The sequence below is a fragment of the Streptomyces sp. NPDC027962 genome, from assembly GCF_055566095.1.
This window is the reverse complement of the sequence record NZ_JBVHTA010000007.1, coordinates 105,969-118,187: the sequence shown is the minus strand read 5'-3', so window position 1 is coordinate 118,187 and position 12,219 is coordinate 105,969. Positions and strand designations below refer to the sequence as shown.

The following is a 12,219-nucleotide window of genomic DNA, read 5'->3' as shown; positions in this document are numbered from 1 at the left end:
AGTGTGGTGGTCATGCGCTTGCACGGTGGTGGTTCCTCGTCCTGCGTAGTACGGCGGCGACCTGCGCCGCATAGGTGTCCAGGCCCTCTGCGCAACTGCCCGGCAGGCCGGTCAGCCCCGGCAGCAGGTCCCCGAAGGCATTGACCTCGCCGACGGCGAAGCGCCGCCAGCCGGTCGAGGGCAGCAGGTCGACTCCGACGCGGGAGGCGCCGGGGAAGCACGCCGCCGCACGCTCGCACAACGCGAGCGTGCCGGCCCAACTCCCGCCCGCCGCCTGCGTCGCCGCCCGGGCGGCCGCAAGGTCGCCGCGTCCACCGCCCAAATGGAGATTGGTCATGGGGAAGCGGCTGGTGCGCACCACCGCGTGCGTGGCCCGGCCGGCGACGACCACGACCCGCAGATCGGCGGCCTTGCCCTGCTGCGAGGCCTTGGGCAGCCAGCGTTCGATGTGCAGCCCGTCGGGCGCGAGGGCGTCGACCAGCGCGGCGACCTCGCGCTCGGTGCTGTAGCGCCGCACACGCAGGGAGTTGAAGAGGCTCCCGTCCGGCGCCCGCTCCACCGATGTGGTGGCCTGCACCCGCCCGCGGCTCGCCGTCTCCAGCGCGAGCACGCCGGAAGCGGACGAGCCGTGCGCGAGCTTGACGAACACCCGCCGCAACCCGTGCGCCGCCAGCAGTGCGCGCACGTCGTCCCAGCCGCGCACCGGCGGCGAAACGGCACCCGATGTCGGCGACGCCGGTACCGGCACATGCGCCGCCATCAGGCGCGCGTGGCACAGCCGCTTGTCGAACAGCACAGCCAGGTCGGCCGGATGGTCGAGCAGCTCCGCACCGCCGGCGTCCGCGAGGATCTCGATCTCCCGTACGGCGGCCGTGAACCGCTCGTACCAGAGCGCAGTGCCCTCCACACGCGTCGGGTCGTCCGTACCGCGCAACGCGCGCTCCACCCGGGGGTCCTCACCCGGCGAGTCGATCCGCACCAGCTCGGCCGGGCGGAACTCCGCCCGGCCGAGCAGCACGTCGAGCCAGGGCACCACCCGCGCAGCGGGCAGACCGGCGGCGCCCAGCGCGTCCTGGAAGAACGTGACGCGGCGGTTGTCCGGATTGCCGACGACCGCGAGACGGGGACCGGGACGGGGGCGGTCGTCGGCGGAGCCGGTCACTCCGCCACGGCCGTGTAGCGGTCTTCCCTGTCATTGGTACCGGAGCGCTCGCTCTCCGAGACGTCGAGCTCCACCCCCGCGGGTATCAGGGCGTCGGACAGTCGCTGCACCATCGCCTGGCTCATGAAGTGGTGGTGCAGATCCAGCTTCTTGAGGTGGGTGAGCGGCTGGCCGGTCAACAACGCCTCCGCGCCGTCGTCGCCCAGCGTGCCCATCGACAGGTCCAGCGTCTTCAGACGGGCCACGACCGGTGCGCCCGCGACCGCGACTGCGATCTCGTCCTGGATCTCGCTGTTGCGCAGCGCCAGGTGCGAAAGACTGGGCAGCCGAGTGCCGGACAGGAACGGCCCCAGGTCCGACACATCCGCGTTCGCCCCGTACCAGGACGTGCCCAGCCAGACGTCGAGATGCTCCAGCGCGGGCAGCTCACTCGCCGCCATACCGCGCACCACCTCCACGTCCAGGCCGCCCGTCTCGACGACCAGGGAACGCAGCCGCTCGTGCTTCACCGCGGGGAACACCAGCCCCTGTCCGCCGCGCACGCCGAACTGCTCCAACTCCGGGAAACCGTCGAGGAGTGGTGTCACCTCGCCCTGGTTGATCCAGGAGATCTCGCACTCCTCGAACGTGATGTCGGCGAGGAACAACCCCCGCAGCCGCGGCAGCCGTTCCTTCGCGGCGAGCAGCGCGGCTATGACCTCATCGGGCCCCGCGTCGTAGGCGTCGCTCCACGAACCGACGATCAGTGCACGCACTTGCGTGGTGTCCACCGCCGCGGCGAAACGGGCGAACGCATCCGGCCAGTCCTCATCGCTCTCGTACGAGTCGACGGAGATCCGCCACGCGACGCTCGCCGGCGCCGGCAGCTCCGCCTTCCCGGCAGCCTGCGCATCGGCATCGGGAAAGTCGAACGCGGGCAGGCCGTACCACTCCTGCAGATGGTTCGAGATGGTCATGACGGGCTCCAGACACCGGACGAGGCTTGATCGCTGACGTGCGAGCAGTTCTACCAAGCGGCACTGACATCGACGCTCGCGGGTCGGCCGCGGGGTGGTGGCGAGCGCCGTTGTCAGACCCTCCGCCTAACTTCGAGAACAGGTCGGACGCACTCGGCGACCCGACGGGAAGGGGAGAGCCATGTACCGGCAGGGAGACGTGCTGATCGTGCCCGTAGCGCAGGACGCCGTACCGCCGCACGTCACCGAGGCGCCGGCGGAGCCACGGGACTCCCGCGGCCGGATGGTGCTCGCCCTCGGAGAGGTCACCGGCCACGCCCACGCGGTGACGGGACCGGGCCGACTGGTCCGCGAGCCGGGCCCGTTCGGGCCCATGCTCCTTCATCTGCCCGAAGGCGGCCGGGTGGTGCACGAGGAGCACGCGGCGATACCGCTGCCGAAGGGGTGGTACCGGGTGGTGCGCCAGCGCGAGTACCTGCCGGGAGCAGTGCGGATCGTCGCCGACTGACCCGTCGCGGGCACGTCGGCCGGGCAGCAGACATCGAACGACAACAGGGGACGGGACTTACATGCTGTATGCGGACAAGTGGCGGGCGATCGCCGTGGCGACCGGACCGGCCGACAGGGCGGCCGCGGAGAAGGGCGTACGGCTCGCTTACCGTACGGCCGGGCTCACAGCGCCGGACCGGATCATCTGGGCCGACTCGCCCCTGGCGGGAATGCACGCCGTCCGGGCCCTCGCCGACCCGGGACGCTCCGTGCGCGACGACGTCCGGACCCGCCCCTGGGCAGACGAACGGCGCCGCGTCCACGACGAGCTCGGCCCGGGCGGCTGGACCGCGCTGTGGAGCAGTACCGGAGCGCTGCTGTGGGACAGCACCCGAGCTCTGGCCGAGCGCATACGCTCCGGGGTGGTGGACGCTCTCCTCGAGAAGGCGCCAGAGGAAGGCCCCCAACGCGCCGAGGTGGAGACCGGCGTCCGTGTCGTCCTGCTCGACGCGATCCTCGGACAGCACGACGCCGCATGGCTCGCCGCCTTCGACGGCCGCAGCGAGCGGCTGGAGGGCCTCGCACGCATCGCCGCCCACGCCGGCTGGTGGTGGCCGTATGAGAACGCCGTCGTGATCTGCGAACGGCCCTCGCAGCTGCATCGCGACGAGGCCGGCCGCCTGGACAGCGGCGAAGGCCCCGCGCTGGTCTTCCCGGACGGGTTCGCCCTCCATGCCTGGCGCGGCATGCCCGTCCCCGCCGAATTCCTGCAGGAGCTCACCGCCCTGACGCCGGAACGGATACGCACACAGGAGAACGCGGAACTGCGCCGCGTGATGCTCGAGTACTACGGATACGACCGCTACCTCGCGGAGTCCGGAGCCGAGCCTGTGCACCGCGACGAGACCGGCATCCTGTGGCGGATCGCCCTCGCGGACGACGAGGACGTGGTGACGGTCGAGGTCGTCAACTCCACACCCGAACCCGACGGCACCCACCGCACATACTGGCTGCGCGTGCCGCCCACGACCGGGACGGCGAAGGAAGGCGTCGCCTGGACCTTCGGCATACAGGCCGACGCCTATGAGCTGTTGCAGCAGACCTGAAGCCACTCCTTCCCCGCAGGGGGCGGTGGTTCAGCGTGCCGTGGCCGTCAACGCGGCGTGGTCGATGCCGAGTTCGCGGGCGAGGGCCTCGTCGGTCCACTGGAGCATCGCCGCGCGGGTCAGCGTCCCGGCGTACGACGTCATCTGCACGGCCAGCCCGTCCAGGAACGCCGTCAGCCGCCAGGCCGCCGCCGCGGGATCCGGGCACGGGAACTCGCCGGCGGCCGCGCCCTCCGCAATGACCTCCGTCAGGGCCGACTTCCACTGCTGGTCGAGGCCGCGGGAGACGTCACGCAGCGCCGGTTCGCGCAGCGAGACGGCCCACGCCTCGATCCACAGCCGCCAGCCCTTCGCCTGCCCCGTCGGCGCGTACCAGCGCACCGCGGCGCGAAGGCGGCGCAGGGCGGAGGTGCGCCGGCCGAGCAGCTTGCGCAGATGGGCCAGGTCCGCGTCGGCGGCATGGGTGAAGGCGGCAGCGACCAACTTCTCCTTCGTGGAGAAGTGGTAGAGCACCAGGGCGCTGCTCACGCCCAGGGCCGCGGCGACGTCCGCGATCCTGACCGCCGCCACACCCCGCTCTTCGATCTGTTCGACCGCGGCGCTGAGCAGCTCCTCGCGCCTCTCCGCCACGCTCAACCGAACTCTGGCCACGGCGTCACAGTACACAGCCGATCTTGGACGAAGTCCAGGCCTTTCAGGAGAGCGGTTCCGACCGGGCCGGACCCCCTATTCGGCTGTGGCCGCAGCCTTTCCCGGCCCGCGAGCGGGCACCTCGCAGTGGTCCTTGAAACCCTGACTGGTCAGGCCCAGGGCGGTGTTCATCCTCGAGCGCAGGTTCTCCACCGCCACCATCGCGGTCAGCTCGACGAACGCCGCCTCACCGAGCGCGGCAACCAGCCGCTGCGCGACTTCGTCGTCGATCTCCGGCGGGTTCGACGTCATGGCCTCCGCGAAGTCCATGACGTCGCGCTCCAGCGGCGTGTACGCGTCACTTTCCCGCCAGACAGGCACGTCGTGCACCTTACGGGCGTCCATGCCTCGCCGCCGGTTCTCCCAGTACCCGAAGTCCATGCACCAGCTGCAGCCGATCGACGCGGCGGAGGCCATCACCGCGAGCGCCTTGAGGTCCGGGTCCAGCTTGTTCCACTTGCCGACCGCCATTTCGAAACGCAGATCTGCCCGGAGTACCCGGGGATTGTGCCCGAGAGCGCGGACCGGGTCGAGGGCCTTGCCGTAGGTGCGCCTGGAGTACCACTCCGTGGCGCGCAGGAAGAGCGAGCGGCGCGGGTCGAGGGAAATGCGGGCCATGACGTGCTCCTCGTTCGTGAAGCCGGCTGGTTTCACGGATACGACGGAACGGCTGCTCAGGAATGTGACATCGGGGCGGCGGGAGTTTCAGGAACACCGGGGTGCCGGTGGGCGTTGCCGGATCAGGGCCTTCCGACCGGCGCGACCGTGCGGCGTGGTCCTTGGGCGCTGCGTCCGACGTCGGCCCGGTCACGTGACCGGGCCGACGTCGGACCGTGACCGGGTCGTCACCCCCATGACCACACGTACCCATAACCGCACATAATGGAAAAATCCGAGCATCAGGAGGTGCCGTGTCCGGCGCAGGTTCCACCCACTCGCTGAGTTCCCGGCTGCGCTCGCTCAGATCGGCCGCCTTCGGGGCCGATCCGACCGGCGAGCGCATGGCACGCATCCGCCGCTCGCCGAACTTCTCCGACGGCGTCTTCCAGAACCCGGTGGGGGCCAGGACCAGGCCGTCAGGGGCCTCCATGGTCGAATTCGCCAAGATCTACTTCGCCAAGGAGACCAGGGCCCGCCGCGTGCCCGTCGGACCTGTGCCCGTTCACCCCACGACACTCGCCGATCTGGCCAAGCCCGCCGCCTCCGGGCTGCGGCTCACCTGGATGGGGCATTCGAGCGTCCTCGCGGAGATCGACGGGCGCCGTGTGCTGTTCGACCCCGTCTGGGGAGAGCGGTGCTCTCCCTTTGCCTTCGTGGGACCCAAGCGGCTGCACCCCGTCCCGGCGCCTCTCCTGGCCCTCGGCAGCGTCGACGTCGTCGTGATCTCCCACGACCACTACGACCACCTCGACCTGCCCACCATCCGCGCCCTCGCCTCCACGGACACCGTTTTCGCCGTCCCGCTCGGCGTGGGCGCACACCTCGAGCGGTGGGGCGTGTCCCCGGACCGCGTGCGCGAACTGGACTGGAACGAGTCCACAGAGGTCAACGGCATCCGACTGACCGCGACGCCCGCGCGGCACTTCTGCGGACGCGGACTGCGCAACCAGCAGCACACGCTGTGGGCCTCCTGGGCCGTCGCGGGCCCCGAGCACCGCATCTACCACAGCGGCGACACCGGGTACTTCCCCGGCTTCCATGACATCGGTGCGGCGCACGGCCCGTTCGACGCGACGATGATCCAGATCGGCGCGTACTCCGAGTACTGGCCCGACATCCACATGACCCCGGCGGAGGGCATGCGCGCGCACCTCGACCTGCAGGGCGGCCGCCCGGCCGGTGTGATGTTGCCGATCCACTGGGGCACGTTCAACCTCGCCCCGCACGCGTGGGCGGAGCCGGGCGAATGGACACGAGACGCGGCCGAAGAGGTCGGTCAGTTGGTCTCGTCCCCCCGGCCCGGCGAGCCGTTCGAGCCTGCGGGCCCCGTCCCCAGCGACCCCTGGTGGCGAGAGGTGGCCCACTCGATCGCACGGCCGTGGCGCAAGCCGGAACCAGCACTCGACCTGGTGCCCGAGGACAGAACCACCTCTGAAGCCGTGGCCGAAGGCTGAGACAGCGAGGCGGTCCGCGGAAGGCCGGCGCGGACTTCGCCGGGACCAAGGCGCCCCTGAGGCCGGCTCGGTAAGCGGGGCCCACAGCCGTCGGTCGGCAGAGGCGGGCGGGGCGGCCCCGTCCGCGCCGCCCACCGTGCCCGCCTCGCCCGCCCGCCGGTAGTTCGTGCTGTCGTGCGAGCCCTCATACCAGAGCGGGACGAATAGCGGGCAACTTTGGCAACTGCCCATCGCACATGTACGCCGCACGACTACCGTGTGTGGCCGGTGATCGACGGTGGGCTCTCGTTCGCGTGCCCGGGTTCCGCCGTGGAGTCTTGCCGACCACACGCACTACGCCGATTCCTGGGGCCCCCCGTACCAAGGACGCTGATGTCTCAACTACGCGCACCAGCCGCGCGGTCCGACCGCCGAGAGGGCGGACGTCACGGCCGGCCAGGCGCCCGCTCCCTGACGTCCGCGGGCAGGACGCCGTCCGCGGCCGCACAGCCGGAAGCCCGCATACGACCCCAACTCCTGCGCACCGCCGTCCTGCCCACCGTGGTGGCCGCCCTCAGCGGCGCCACAGCGGTGGTCGTCACGCTGCGGGCCACCACTCCCGAACCGTCCGCCGGCCTGTGGGCCGTGCTGACCGCCATGGCCGCCCTGGCCATAACCGCCGTGGCCGTTGCCGCGCGCGGTGCCGACCGCACGGCCAAGTCCGTGCTCGACCGATGCTCCGAGCTGCGTCGCTCCACCGCTCGCGGCCACGCGGAGCTCCGCACGGTCGTCGACATGCTCAGACGCGGTGAGGTCCCGCCGCCCAACCGTGCGTCGTCCGCGCGGTCGCCCGCGCGGGGGGACGAGTTCGACCTGCTGGCACAGGAGTTGTCACACTCGCACGACGCCGCTGTGACGGCGGTCGTGCAGGCGTCCCGGCTCTCCAGCAGCGTGGGCAACGAGCAGAAGGTCGAGGTCTTCGTCAACCTCGCCCGCAGGCTTCAGTCCCTCGTGCACCGCGAGATCCAGCTGCTCGACGAGCTGGAGAACGAGGTCGAGGACCCCGAGCTGCTCAAGGGCCTCTTCCACGTCGACCACCTCGCCACGCGTATCCGCAGGCACGCCGAGAATCTCGCCGTCCTCGGCGGCGCCATCTCCCGCCGGCAGTGGTCCAACCCGGTCACCATGACCGAGGTACTCAGATCCGCCATCGCCGAGGTGGAGCAGTACCCCAGGGTCAAGCTGGTGCCTCCGATCGACGGCACACTGCGCGGCCACGCGGTCGCCGACGTGATCCACCTGCTGGCGGAACTGGTGGAGAACGCCACGCTGTTCTCCGCCCCGCACACCCAGGTGCTGTTGCGCGCCCAGCATGTGACAGCCGGACTGGCCGTCGAGGTGGAGGACCGCGGCCTCGGCATGCCGTTGCAGGAGCAGGACAAGATGAACGCCCTGCTCACGGACCCCGACCAGGTCAATGTGGCCCATCTGCTGCAGGACGGCCGGATCGGTCTGTTCGTCGTCTCCGCGCTGGCCCGCCGTCATGGCATCGCCGTACGGCTCCAGTCGAACATCTACGGCGGCGTCCAGGCGGTGCTCGTGCTGCCGCAAGGTCTGCTGGGTGCCGAGCGGGAGAAGCCGGGCAGGCCGGAGGCGGTCGCCGCCGCCCATGCCGGAGGGCACGCGGGCGACAGCCATGGACACACCGGCGGATACGCCGGTGGACACACGGGCGCACCCCACATCGCGGCGATGTCACCGCCCGCCATGCCCCAGCCGGCACTGCCTGCTCAGCCGGGACCGGTGCCGGCGCAGCGCGAACCGGTCCCTGCCGCCATGGCACATGAGCCGCTGCCCGTCAGGGGGGAGCACTCCGCCCGTCCGAACCCGGCAGCCGCCCGCCCGGGCGCCGGCCACACCGCACCACCGAACGGCGCCGCTCCCGCGCCCGGCCCGGCGACGGTCGAACCGCCGTCCGGCCCGGTCGTGCGCGGCACCATGGGTCGTCCGCAACTGCCCAAGCGCCGTAGCCAGGAACACCTGGTCCCGCAGTTGCGGGACACCCCGGCGCCTCGTACGGACAACGAGCCCGCCCTGCACGACCCGGGCCTGATGGCCGCCTTCCAGCGGGGTATCGGGCTCGCGGAGGTCCAGCCGGAGCGGGTGACACACGATTCCGGACAACAGTATCGCCCTGAACAGCAGCACCACTCCGGACAAGAGCCCCATCACACCCAGTCCCGCCACTCCCGGCCCCACGACCCCCTGAGCCACGACCCGACCACCAAGGAGTAGATGCACCATGGCGAGCGATGTGCCGAACGGCCATGTCTCGGACCTCGACTGGCTGTTGAGCGGTCTGGTCCAGCGTGTGCCGTACACACGAAATGCGGTACTGCTCTCCTCCGACGGCCTGGTGAAGTCGGTGCATGGCCTGGACAACGACAGTGCCGACCACATGGCCGCCCTCGCCTCCGGCCTTTACTCACTGGGCCGCAGCGCAGGAGCGCGGTTCGGCGAGGGTGGGGAGGTGCGCCAGGTCGTGGTCGAGCTCGACTCCACGCTGCTGTTCGTCTCCACGGCCGGTTCCGGTACCTGTCTCGCCGTGCTCGCCGGACGGGAAGCGGACGCCGCCGTGCTCGGATACGAGATGGCGATGCTGGTCAAGAGCGTTCGCCCGTACCTGGCCACGCCTGTCAGACAGTCCGCCGGAGCACCGGGCGCCGCGGGACGATGACCATGCCCTCGCCGAAGGACGGGCCGCTTCTCGACGACGCGGCGGGCAGGCTGATCCGTCCGTACACAGTGAGCGGCGGCCGCACCCGTCCGACGGCGGCGCTCGACCTGCTCTCCATGGTGATGGCCACCGGGAACGCGCCGCAGGTGCATCTCGGTCCGGAGCACACCGTGGCGCTGGGACTGTGCCACGGCCCCACGTCCGTCGCCGAGATCTCCGCCCACTTACGGCTCCCGGCCGTTGTCACCAAGGTGCTTCTCTCCGACCTCGTGGACTGCGGCGCCCTCACCGCGCGGGCACCGCGCAGCCACGACACATCCACGGACCGTTCATTGCTGGAGGCGGTGCTCGATGGCTTACGACGACGGCTCTGATAACCACGGCGCCGACGACGGCGACCAATTCCCCACGGCGCTCAAGATTCTGATCGCCGGGGGGTTCGGGGTCGGAAAGACGACCTTCGTGGGAGCGGTCAGCGAGATCGACCCGCTCAGTACCGAGGAACTGCTCACCCAGGTCAGCGTGGCCACGGACAGCCTGGACGGCATAGAGTCCAAGACGACCACTACGGTCGCCATGGACTTCGGCCGCATCACCTTGGACGCCCGCCATGTGCTCTACCTTTTCGGAACACCCGGACAGGAGCGCTTCTGGTTCATGTGGGACGAGCTCTCGGAAGGCGCCCTGGGGGCCGTCGTGCTCGCCGACACCCGCCGGCTGGAGGACTCGTTCTCAGCCGTCGACTTCTTCGAGCGGCGCGGCATCGGATTCGTCGTGGCCGTCAACGAGTTCGACGGCGCCTACCGCTACGAGCCGGACGAGGTGCGTGCAGCGATCGATCTCAGGCCGGAGGTGCCGGTCGTGCTCTGCGACGCGCGCATCGCCAGCTCCGGCATCGGGACGCTGGTCACCCTCGTTCAGCATCTGCTCACCACCACCGTCGTGCCGGGCCCGGCACCGAGCTATGGAGCACCGACATGACGTACGACCCCACCGGCCACCTCCTGCTGACGCCCGTCGACCGCGAGGCGCCGGCCCGCGTGCAGCGGCTGCGCCAGCTGGGATTCGGCGACCGGCCGGACGCGGCCTTCGACGACTTCGCCCGCAAGCTTGCCGAAGTGACCGGCGCCCCGTTCTCCATGGTCAACTTCATCGACGAGAACCGGCAGTTCTTCGCGGGGCTGCACACTCCCTCGGGCAGCCACAGCGGTGCGGCCACGAGCGGCACCGAGGTCAGCCGGTTCATGGCACGCGACCACGGCTACTGCCCCCATGTGGTCGTGCGCCGCAAGGCGCTTGTCCTGGAGGACGTCTGCGACTACCCCCGTTTCGCGGGCAACCCCGTCGTCGACGAGATCGGCATCCGTTCCTATCTGGGGGCGCCGCTGATTGACCGCACCGGGATGGCGCTGGGCACGATCTGCGTCGTCGACACAGAGCCCCGGCCGTGGGGTCGGGCCGGGCTCGAGACGATCAAGTCGTTGGCGGCGGAGCTGATCGAGCAGATCCACCGCCGGGAGGACCGCGGCATCTGAGGCGACGTCCCGCGGCCGGCCCGGGCCGCCTCCGGGCCGGCCGGCCGGTGGGCCCGGGCCGACGGTCTGCCGCGGCGACCCCGCCGGCGCCACGCGACCCCACCGGCGGGGCCGGCGGTCAGCCCGCCGGAACCATGCGTGCCTCCTCGGACAGCCGCTGCGACCACTGCCCCTTCGCCGTCCCAAGCGCGACCTCCGCCAGCCTCAGCAGTTGGACGTCCGACGTGCCGGCGGGCGCGAACATATGGTGCGCGTCGCGCAGATAGCGCTCGATGGGGCAGTCGGTGAACAGGCCCGCGGCGGCGTGGATCTCCATGGCGTTGCGGGCCGAGTCGATCGCCGACTCGACGTTCACCAACTTGGCGTTCATCAGCTCCGCATCGCACGGCATACCCGCGTCCAGCAGATGCACGGCGTGGTACGCGGAGAGCCGGGACGTCATCAGCCGTGACTGCATCAAGCCGAGCTTCAGTTTCACGGTGGGCAGTTCGTGCAGCGGCTTGCCGTAGCGGTGGCGCTCCTCGCAGGAGCGGGTGGTCTCCTCCAGGATCGCCCGGTGGATGCCGAGCGACACGGCTGTCAGGTTGGCCCTTCCGTACAGGACGCTCGAGGAGTACGCGACAGCGAGCCCGTCGCCTTCGTCCCCGAGCCGGTTGGCGGCGGGGACCCTGCAGTTGTCGAAGTACAGCTCTCCGAAGCTGAACCCGTGCAGCCCCATCGTCGGCTGTTCGTCGCCCACCCGGACTCCGGGGCGGTCCGACTCGACGAGGAACGCCGTCAGCCCCTTCGACCCCGGGCCGGTCCTGACCACCACGCCGTGCAGATCTCCGACGTGGCTGTTACCGACAAACACTTTTCGGCCATTGAGGACGTAGTCGTCGCCGTCCCTCACCGCGGTGGCGCTCATGCCCAGTACGTGTCCGCCCGACTCCGGCTCGGTGACGGCGATGGTCGGCAGGCACTCCCCGGCGGCGATGGAAGGCAGCCACGTCTTCTTCTGCTCGTCGCTGCCGAAATGGACAATCTTGGCCACACCCAGCTGCGATGCCTGCACCATGGCGCCCATGGCGCCGCTGACCCGGGAGAGCTCCTCGATGATGATGGTCTTGGCAAGGTGGCCCAGCGCCATACCGCCGTACTCGCTGCTGATGGTGGCGCCGATCCAGCCCTGCCGAGCGATCAGGTCGGACAGCTCCCGGTGGACCGAGCGGGCGGCTTCCATGGCCGGGATCCGTGGTCGCACCTCTCTCTCGGCGAACTCCCTGACGATGGACCGAAGTTGGTGATGCAGCCGACTGGCGAAGTATCCGTCCATCACGAGCTCCCCTCCCGAAACGCCTGCTCGCGCGGTTGTTCGAGCAGGTGGTGCATCGGCAGTGCTACCGTCCCGAACAGGCCGACCTCCTCAGCCTGTTGACCCTTTCATGGGGGAACAAGGTCGATGTCATCTT

At 70.5% G+C, this 12,219-nt stretch carries 13 protein-coding genes; 8 read left to right on the top strand and 5 right to left on the bottom strand.

The window, feature by feature from the left end; translation table 11 throughout:
* Window positions 1-10: 10 nt before the first annotated feature.
* Both ACZ4SA_RS09230 and ACZ4SA_RS09225 read right to left on the bottom strand, forming a co-directional pair.
* The gene (locus tag ACZ4SA_RS09230; RefSeq protein WP_468271472.1) at window positions 11-1,162 is read right to left on the bottom strand and encodes an STM4014 family protein; all 1,152 of its coding nucleotides are present in this window, start codon (window positions 1,160-1,162) and stop codon (window positions 11-13) included.
* Complete coding sequence (locus ACZ4SA_RS09225; RefSeq protein ID WP_468271469.1) at window positions 1,159-2,118, bottom strand: STM4015 family protein; 960 nt, start codon at window positions 2,116-2,118, stop codon at window positions 1,159-1,161. Before ACZ4SA_RS09225 ends, ACZ4SA_RS09230 begins: the two co-directional genes overlap by 4 nt.
* 181 nt (window positions 2,119-2,299) lie before the next feature.
* Between ACZ4SA_RS09225 and ACZ4SA_RS09220 the strand changes: the two genes are divergently transcribed.
* Together ACZ4SA_RS09220 and ACZ4SA_RS09215 are read left to right on the top strand one after the other, a co-directional pair.
* Window positions 2,300-2,626 (top strand): hypothetical protein, encoded by a 327-nt coding sequence (locus ACZ4SA_RS09220; RefSeq protein ID WP_468271466.1) that lies wholly within the window; start codon window positions 2,300-2,302, stop codon window positions 2,624-2,626.
* 61 nt (window positions 2,627-2,687) lie between these two features.
* Window positions 2,688-3,713: a DUF6745 domain-containing protein gene (locus tag ACZ4SA_RS09215; protein WP_468271464.1), complete on the top strand. Its 1,026-nt coding sequence runs from the start codon at window positions 2,688-2,690 to the stop codon at window positions 3,711-3,713.
* Between the two features lie 30 nt (window positions 3,714-3,743).
* Here ACZ4SA_RS09215 and ACZ4SA_RS09210 read toward each other — a convergent pair whose 3' ends face one another.
* Window positions 3,744-4,364: a TetR/AcrR family transcriptional regulator gene (locus ACZ4SA_RS09210; RefSeq protein ID WP_468271461.1), complete on the bottom strand. Its 621-nt coding sequence runs from the start codon at window positions 4,362-4,364 to the stop codon at window positions 3,744-3,746.
* 75 nt (window positions 4,365-4,439) lie between these two features.
* Entirely contained in the window at window positions 4,440-5,021 is a 582-nt protein-coding gene (locus ACZ4SA_RS09205) for a carboxymuconolactone decarboxylase family protein (protein ID WP_468271458.1), read from the bottom strand.
* A 293-nt stretch (window positions 5,022-5,314) separates the two neighbouring features.
* Here ACZ4SA_RS09205 and ACZ4SA_RS09200 point away from each other — a divergent pair, with 293 nt between their 5' ends.
* The 6 genes from ACZ4SA_RS09200 to ACZ4SA_RS09175 all read left to right on the top strand — a co-directional run bounded on the left by ACZ4SA_RS09200 (window position 5,315) and on the right by ACZ4SA_RS09175 (window position 10,768).
* On the top strand, window positions 5,315-6,517 hold the full coding sequence (locus ACZ4SA_RS09200; protein WP_468271455.1) for an MBL fold metallo-hydrolase: 1,203 nt from the start codon (window positions 5,315-5,317) through the stop codon (window positions 6,515-6,517).
* Between the two features lie 372 nt (window positions 6,518-6,889).
* On the top strand, window positions 6,890-8,791 hold the full coding sequence (locus ACZ4SA_RS09195; protein ID WP_468271452.1) for a sensor histidine kinase: 1,902 nt from the start codon (window positions 6,890-6,892) through the stop codon (window positions 8,789-8,791).
* Window positions 8,792-8,798: 7 nt separating this feature from the next.
* Window positions 8,799-9,233 carry a roadblock/LC7 domain-containing protein gene (locus ACZ4SA_RS09190; RefSeq protein WP_468271450.1) on the top strand — a complete coding sequence of 145 codons (435 nt, stop codon included), beginning with the start codon at window positions 8,799-8,801 and terminating at the stop codon, window positions 9,231-9,233.
* Window positions 9,234-9,235: 2 nt separating this feature from the next.
* Complete coding sequence (locus ACZ4SA_RS09185) at window positions 9,236-9,607, top strand: DUF742 domain-containing protein (RefSeq protein ID WP_468271447.1); 372 nt, start codon at window positions 9,236-9,238, stop codon at window positions 9,605-9,607.
* Complete coding sequence (locus ACZ4SA_RS09180; protein WP_468271444.1) at window positions 9,585-10,214, top strand: GTP-binding protein; 630 nt, start codon at window positions 9,585-9,587, stop codon at window positions 10,212-10,214. The genes ACZ4SA_RS09185 and ACZ4SA_RS09180 overlap by 23 nt, the downstream gene beginning before the upstream one ends.
* A complete protein-coding gene (locus tag ACZ4SA_RS09175) occupies window positions 10,211-10,768 on the top strand; it encodes a GAF domain-containing protein (RefSeq protein ID WP_468271441.1) in 558 nt (185 codons plus the stop codon). The genes ACZ4SA_RS09180 and ACZ4SA_RS09175 overlap by 4 nt, the downstream gene beginning before the upstream one ends.
* A 118-nt stretch (window positions 10,769-10,886) precedes the next feature.
* Here the strand turns inward: ACZ4SA_RS09175 and ACZ4SA_RS09170 are convergent, their stop codons facing one another.
* Window positions 10,887-12,083, bottom strand: a complete 1,197-nt coding sequence (locus tag ACZ4SA_RS09170) for an acyl-CoA dehydrogenase family protein (RefSeq protein WP_468271438.1) — start codon at window positions 12,081-12,083, stop codon at window positions 10,887-10,889.
* Window positions 12,084-12,219: the final 136 nt, after the last annotated feature.